Source organism: Desulfosarcina cetonica JCM 12296 (assembly GCF_001311845.1).
Lineage (GTDB): Bacteria > Desulfobacterota > Desulfobacteria > Desulfobacterales > Desulfosarcinaceae > Desulfosarcina > Desulfosarcina cetonica.
This window is the reverse complement of sequence record NZ_BBCC01000260.1, coordinates 1-7110: the sequence shown is the minus strand read 5'-3', so window position 1 is coordinate 7110 and position 7110 is coordinate 1. Positions and strand designations below refer to the sequence as shown.

Annotated in this window: 9 protein-coding genes; all 9 read left to right on the top strand. The window is 57.7% G+C overall.

Annotated elements, in window-relative coordinates; genetic code table 11:
* On the top strand, positions 1-526 hold a 526-nt coding region (gene lptD / locus JCM12296_RS31135; RefSeq protein ID WP_157068059.1), incomplete at its 5' end, for an LPS assembly protein LptD.
* Between the two features lie 220 nt (positions 527-746).
* Positions 747-1274 carry a transcription termination/antitermination protein NusG gene (gene nusG / locus JCM12296_RS31130; protein WP_054701231.1) on the top strand — a complete coding sequence of 176 codons (528 nt, stop codon included), beginning with the start codon at positions 747-749 and terminating at the stop codon, positions 1272-1274.
* An 81-nt stretch (positions 1275-1355) separates the two neighbouring features.
* The gene (locus JCM12296_RS31125; protein WP_054701229.1) at positions 1356-1631 is read left to right on the top strand and encodes an HU family DNA-binding protein; all 276 of its coding nucleotides are present in this window, start codon (positions 1356-1358) and stop codon (positions 1629-1631) included.
* A 100-nt stretch (positions 1632-1731) separates the two neighbouring features.
* The gene (holB, locus tag JCM12296_RS31120; RefSeq protein WP_054701226.1) at positions 1732-2736 is read left to right on the top strand and encodes a DNA polymerase III subunit delta'; all 1005 of its coding nucleotides are present in this window, start codon (positions 1732-1734) and stop codon (positions 2734-2736) included.
* A gap of 38 nt (positions 2737-2774) precedes the next feature.
* Positions 2775-3581, top strand: a complete 807-nt coding sequence (locus tag JCM12296_RS31115) for a PSP1 domain-containing protein (protein ID WP_054701234.1) — start codon at positions 2775-2777, stop codon at positions 3579-3581.
* Between the two features lie 3 nt (positions 3582-3584).
* A complete protein-coding gene (metG, locus tag JCM12296_RS31110; protein WP_054701224.1) occupies positions 3585-5507 on the top strand; it encodes a methionine--tRNA ligase in 1923 nt (640 codons plus the stop codon).
* 25 nt (positions 5508-5532) lie between these two features.
* On the top strand, positions 5533-6027 hold the full coding sequence (locus tag JCM12296_RS40545) for a hypothetical protein (protein ID WP_172684203.1): 495 nt from the start codon (positions 5533-5535) through the stop codon (positions 6025-6027).
* Entirely contained in the window at positions 5934-6635 is a 702-nt protein-coding gene (locus JCM12296_RS48490; RefSeq protein WP_054701217.1) for a penicillin-binding transpeptidase domain-containing protein, read from the top strand. Before JCM12296_RS40545 ends, JCM12296_RS48490 begins: the two co-directional genes overlap by 94 nt.
* Positions 6632-6949, top strand: coding sequence for a hypothetical protein (locus JCM12296_RS48485; RefSeq protein ID WP_054701214.1), 318 nt, complete (start codon positions 6632-6634; stop codon positions 6947-6949). The genes JCM12296_RS48490 and JCM12296_RS48485 overlap by 4 nt, the downstream gene beginning before the upstream one ends.
* Positions 6950-7110 lie beyond the last annotated feature (161 nt).

The window sequence follows — 7110 nt, the reverse complement described above, 5'->3', positions numbered from 1 at the left end:
CCGCCCCAGGGCGGCATCCCCGCCGCCGCCGGATTGGGTCGACGCCTTCAATTACCAGCGCTTTTGTCGCATATACCTGGAACAAACCTACCATATCGCCGACTCAGAGGAAGATAAGGGCAATCCTTTCTCAGATCTTTACGGTGAACTCGACCTCAACCTGGGGCGATTTCTGACCGTCAGTGCGGACGCCGAATACGACGTCTACGAGACGCGCTTCTCATCCCACAACGTGGGGGCGTCCATCGGCGATACACGCGGGGACCGGCTGAGTGTCGAGCACCGCTACACCACCAGCGTCAATGAATCCATCCGTGGCACGGTTTCCGTTGTTCTGACGGATAACCTGGTCCTGCGGGGGGCATACGAACGCAACATGCTCACGGAGGAAGACATCGTTCGGGAAATCGGATTTCTCTACCAGGCCCAGTGCTGGTCGCTGGATTTTCTGCTGGCCGATGAGGAAGACGATCTGAGTGTCTCGGTCCTGGTCAACCTCAAGGGCATCGGCGGAATCGGCCGTTAGGCTATTGTCGAGCACGATCGAATCAAACGAATGGGTTCCTATCACGCCAATAAAACAGTGAAACCCGAATACAATGACCCTGGTGCCCCACAGATCTCTCATTGCCTTTTCCCGAAACAGATGGTACACGAGGTCGCCTTTGCCATCGGCTAAATAACGATTGACCTGCCGAGCGGGAACAACGCCAACCGGGGTTTTGAATAAAACGGAATCATCGTCCATGGTCGGAGACAAACTGACACGTGCCTGGTACGCCCTGCATACCAAGAGCCGGTTCGAAAACGTGGTCAACGAAGGCCTGCTCAAGAAGGAAATGGAGGTCTTCCTGCCCAAAATCACCGTTAAAAGCCGGCGCAAGGATCGCCACAAGATGATCCGGGTGCCCCTTTTCCCGGGCTATATTTTCGTCAAGACCGATCTCAACCCCTACGAGCACCTCGAAATCCTCAAGACCATCGGCGCGGTGCGTCTGATCGGCAGCACCCGCGGGCCGGTGGCGATCACCGACGTCACCATCGATTCGCTCAAAATCATGGTGGCCACGGGTGAAGAGGTCATTACCGGCTCCCGTTTCAAGAAAGGCGATCGGGTCATCGTGATCAACGGTCCCTTCGCCGGGGTGACCGGTATTTTTTCAAGTTATCGCGGAGACGGGCGGGTCGTGGTCAACATTGAGGCCCTGGGACAGTTCGCCGCCGTTCACGTAGATGCCGCCGACGTAGAGAAGCTGCCGGAAATATTAACATAACGGCTTGACTTCGGGTCAACATCTATTCTATAGAGTCCCTTTGAGACCTGTAAGTCATCTGTGATCGTTCAAGGAGGATACATGAACAAACTGGAGCTCATCTCCGCTTTGAAAACCCAGGCCGATATTTCCAAATCCGAAGCGGCAAAAGTGGTCCAGATCTTTTTCGACAGCATGGCAGAAGCCATGGCCAACGGCGAACGCGTTGAAATTCGTGGGCTATGTAGCTTTTTTGTCAAAGAATACAAAAGCTATACGGGCCGCAATCCCAAAACCGGTGAGAAAGTGACCATCAGACCCAAACGCTTGCCGTTTTTCAAAGCGGGAAAAGAGCTCAAGGAACGCGTGGATCAATAGTCGGCATGCGACCTTTCAGCCGTGCAACCGCATGCCCCGGGATGCGAGGGCCGGCCTCCTTTGCTCCGGCACCGTTTCACCCCTTCGGAAGGCATCGACCATGACGACGACGGCGGGGTTTGGCGCCATCGTTGGTCAAGAGGCCCCCATTCGACTGCTCAAAACCTTTCTCCGTAGCGGAACGCAACCCCATGCGTTGCTGTTTACCGGAGACGACGGGGTGGGCAAGAAAATGACCGCCAAGGCGTTTGCCATGGCTTGCAACTGCCGGACGCTGAGCGCGGACCTGCCCCAGCGGCCCCCGCTAACGGCCATCGATGCCTGCGGTGAATGCGGCCCCTGCAGAAAGATTGCCGCCGATCACCATCCCGACATCATTCGCATCGCCCCCCTTTCAACGGTCATTCGTATCGATCAGATCCGCGAATTGCTGCAGACGTTGTCGCTGAAACCGAATGAAGCGCAGCGGCGGGTGGTCATTTTCTGCGATGCGCAAACCATGAACCCGGAGGCGGGCAACGCCCTGCTCAAGGTTCTTGAAGAGCCGCCCGACCGAACGCTGCTGGTGCTGACGACACGTGAGGCCTCCGATCTTCTGCCCACGGTGGTTTCGCGCTGTCGGCAGATTCGCTTCTCTCCCTTGAGCGTCTCGGCCGTCGCGCGACTGTTGACGACGACAGCGGCCATTGATCCGCAAACCGCCGAAAAGGCGGCTGCCCTGTGCGGGGGCAGTTATACCCGGGCGCTGACCTTGATCGATCGCCGCTGGCAGCAGCGCCACGAATGGATCATCACCGCCATGTGTCGATTCGCCGCCCTGCCGTCGACGGATATCCGCGCCTGGCTGGCCTTTTCGGAGAAACTGGCCGCCCAAAAGGAACGTGTTGAAGAATTATTGGAAATCATTACAATGTGGCTGCGGGATCTTCTGGTCGTGGGCGTGGATGCGAACCAGGTCTTGAACCAGGATCGCCGTGAAATTCTTTCTACAGTGGCCCAAGGCGTCAGCCGGACGCGCCTGATCGAGCAGATCGACGCCGTCGATGAAGCCAAGGCGGCCCTGCGAGCCAATTCCAAAGCCCGACTGACGCTGGATGCATGGTGATCAAAATGGCCGGAATTGGCGAATAGATGTGTGACAGCATGATAAAAAAAGTAGGCGTACGTTTCAAAAACGGAGGCAAGATTTATGACTTTTCTTGCGGCGCCTTCGTTCTGAATATTGGCGACCAGGTAATTGTGGAAACCGAAAAGGGGCTGGGCTTCGGGATGGTGGAAACCGTGCCGGCCGTGCTCGACAAGGCGGAAAAGCCCGTCAAGCCCCTGAAAAAAGTATTCCGCAAAGCCAATGAAAAGGATCTGGCCCAGGTCGAGCACAACCATGCCCTGGAGCGCGAGGCCCACGCCTTTTGCCTGAAAAGCATCAAGGAACTTGGCCTGCAGATGAACCTTTTCTCCGTGGAGAGCACCTTTGACGCCAGTCGCTTGACCTTCTTCTTTACCGCCGACGGCCGTGTGGATTTCAGGCAGTTGGTCAAGATCCTGGTCAAGCAGTTCCGGGCGCGCATCGAAATGCGCCAGGTGGGCATCCGCAACCAAGCCAAGATGTGCGGCGGTCTCGGTCGCTGCGGGCGGGTTTTCTGCTGCTCGTCGTTCATGGAAAAATTCGAACCGGTATCCATCCGTATGGCCAAGCAACAGGGGCTGTCCCTGAACCCCACGAAAATCTCGGGTCAGTGCGGTCGGCTGATGTGTTGCCTGACGTTTGAAAACGAAACCTATCGTCAACTGAAAACCAACTTTCCCAAAATCGGCAAGATGGTCAAAACGACCCAGGGTAGCGGCAAGGTCACCCGGCACAACGTGATCTGCGATCGACTATCCGTGCGGCTGGAGGACGGCCGGGAAGTTGAAATCAGCATCGAGGACATCATCAAGGACAGGAGATAAAAAATGGCTGAGCCATTTTACATAACGACACCGATTTACTATGTCAACGCCCGGCCCCATCTGGGGCATGCCTACACCACCATCGCCGCGGATGTGGTCCGCCGCTTTCATCGCATGTCAACGGACCAGACCTTTTTTCTGACCGGCACCGACGAGCATGGGGACAAGATCGTCCGCGCGGCCAAAAAGGAGAATTGCACGCCACGGGAATATGTGGACAAGATCAGCGGGCTGTTCCAGAACCTGTGGCCGGAGCTGAACATCTCCAACGATGCCTTCATCCGCACCACCAACCCGGCTCACATGGCCGTGGTGGAGCGCATCCTGCAGCGTATCTACGATGCCGGCGACATTTATTTCAGCGAGTACGAGGGCTTGTACTGCTTCGGTTGCGAGCGGTTCTATACCGAACGCGAACTGGTGGACGGCTGCTGCCCGGATCACCAAACCCCGCCCGAAACCATCAAGGAATCCAACTACTTCTTCAAGATGAGCCGTTACCAACAGTGGCTGATCGACCATATCGAGCAGCATCCGGATTTTATCCGCCCCGAACGCTACAAGAACGAGGTGCTGGCCTTCCTGCGCGACCCCCTTGGCGATCTGTGCATCTCCCGCCCCAAGTCGCGTCTCCAGTGGGGCATCACCCTGCCCTTTGATTCCGATTACGTGACCTATGTCTGGTTCGACGCCTTGCTCAACTATGTTTCCGCGTTGGGCTATCCGGACGGCGATTTGTACAAGACCTATTGGCCGGTGGCCCAGCACATCGTGGCCAAGGATATCCTCAAGCCCCATGGCATCTACTGGCCGATCATGCTCAAGGCTGCCGGCCTGCCGATCTATCAGCACCTCAATGTCCACGGCTATTGGAACGTGGATCAGAGCAAGATGAGCAAAAGCATCGGCAATGTCATCGAACCGCTGGAAATGAAAAACATCTACGGACTGGACGCCTTCCGGTTCTTTCTCATGCGCGACATGGCCTTCGGGCTCGACTCCAATTTCAGCGAGGAGGCCCTCGTCCAGCGCATCAACGCCGATCTGGCCAACGACCTGGGCAACCTTTTTTCACGGGTGATCGCCATGGTGCACAAGTATTTCGGCGGGGTCGTCCCCGAACCGGACCCGGCCGTGGAAAAGGAGATGGACCTGGGGTTGGAGCATAATGCCCGGGCGGCCATTGATGCCTATGCCGTGGCCATGGAGGCGTTCGCCTTCCACAAGGGTCTGGCCGCCGTATGGGAATTCATCACCCATATGAACAAGTACGTGGATGTGACCGCCCCCTGGAACCTGGCCAAAAACAAGGCCGCCCGCAAACAGTTGGAAACGGTGATGTACAACCTTCTGGAAGGCCTGCGCATCATCTCCGGGCTGATCTATCCGGTCATGCCGGACACCGCCGCCACCATGCAGAAACACCTGGGCATGAGCGGTACGGACGACTTCTTCAAATTGGAAAAGCTCTGCGCCTGGCGAGGACTCACCCCCGGCGTCAAATTGAGAAAATCAATTTCTCTTTTTCCGCGCGTCGATCTCGACAAGAAACGGCAGCCCGCCGAGCCGCCGGTTGAAGTGGCCAAAACGGCAAAGCCCATCAAGCCGGAGATCACCATCGACGACTTTGCCAAGATCGACCTGCGCGTGGCCACTGTCGTATCGGCCCAACCCGTTCCGCGGGCCAAGAAACTGCTCCAACTGGAGGTGGACCTGGGGGAAACCCGCACCATCGTTTCGGGCATTGCCGCCGATTATGCGCCCGAGGCGCTGGTCGGCAAACAGGTGATTGTCGTGGCCAACCTCAAGCCCGCCAAACTTATGGGTGTTTTGTCCAAAGGCATGCTGATCGCGGCAACCGACGCGGCCGGGGTAACCGTGGCCACGCTGGACAAACCGGTGACCCCGGGAACGCCGCTCAGCTGAGCCCCATCAGGAGCAGCTTACATTGATGACCGGCATCTATCATCCCGATGACAGGCACGCGTCACGCCAGCCCGGCTGGAAAGCCTATCAGGAACGTCTCAAACAGCGGCAGCGGCCACCTGCCCCCAATCGCAAGAAAATCCAGCGCAACCGGCCAGACCTGAAATTCACCGGTCTCCTGAAAATCACCGGCCTTTTGATCGTGCTGCTGGTCTTGGTCGGTGGGCTGTTTTTGTACCCCAAAGGCGGCGCCGAAGTGCCACCGGCCGAAACGCCGCCCGCAGCGGCATCGCCCAAACTGGCCGCCCGGATCCAGAAATCCGATCTGCGCATCCTGCTGGGCCAAAACCACCTGACCAATGTGACCCAACAGCCGGTTCAGGTGTCTTCGACGGGCACCCCTACAAGGTGCGCACCAGTCTCGACATGGGCCTGCAGCAATACCTCTTGGACAACCTGGATCGGGTCAACTCGCGTTATATCGGCATCGTGGCCATGCAGCCGCAGACCGGCCGATTAATCACCATGGTCGGCTTCGACAAACAGAATCCGGCCCATGATCCCTGTGTATGCGCCGATTATCCGGCCGCCAGCCTGTTCAAGATTGTCACCGCGGCGGCGGCGGTTGAAAAAAAAGGGTACACGGCCGGCACGAACCTGAAGTTCAACGGCTACAAACACACCCTGTACAAACGCCAGTTGACCGACACGACCAATCGCTACACGATCTCGACCACCCTGGAAGACGCCTTTGCCCAATCCATCAACCCGGTATTCGGCAAGATCGGTGCCCTTTATATCGACCCGGCGGCGCTCAAAGCCGTCGGGGACGCACTCGGGTTCAACCGCGAGATGAATTTCGATCTGCCCTGGCCCGTCAGCCACCTGGAAATCGATGACGACACCTACCATCGGGCCGAGATCGCCAGTGGTTTCAACCGTGAGACCACCCTCTCTCCCCTGCATGGCGCTGTCATTGTCGCGACGATGATCAATGGCGGCAAACCCGTTGAACCGACCCTGGTGGACCAGATCGTGGACGATCGCGGCAATTCGATCTACCGCGCGCGCCTCACGTTCTGCCCCCGGCGGTCTCCGCCGGAACGGCCACCCAGCTCCAACGGATGATGGAGGCCACGATCACCTCGGGAACCGGTCGCCGGGCCTTTCGCGGCCATGGTAAAAGTGCGGTACTCTCACGGTTGACCCTCGGTGGGAAAACCGGTTCTATTTCAAATCAGGCCAACGATACCCGTTTCGACTGGTTCGCCGGCTTTGCCACGGAGAAAAACGGCTCGGAGAAACTCGCCATCGCCGTTATGGTGGGCCATGGGGAATACATCGGTACTCGCGCCGGACATTACGCCCGCATGGCCTTCGAATATTACTTCAAGGAATATTTTGCTCAAAAAGAACCGGTTGGCGGGGCGTCCAACAGCTAAGCCGCCTGAACGCCAACGGGATTGCAAGGAGAGTCATCATGCCCGGATTTGAGATCTTCGGAGAAGAGGAACGCCAACAGGTCAACGACGTCCTGAAAACCGGCGTGCTGTTCCGCTACGGTTTCGACGCCGCCCGCAACGGCCACTGGAAAGCCCGCAGC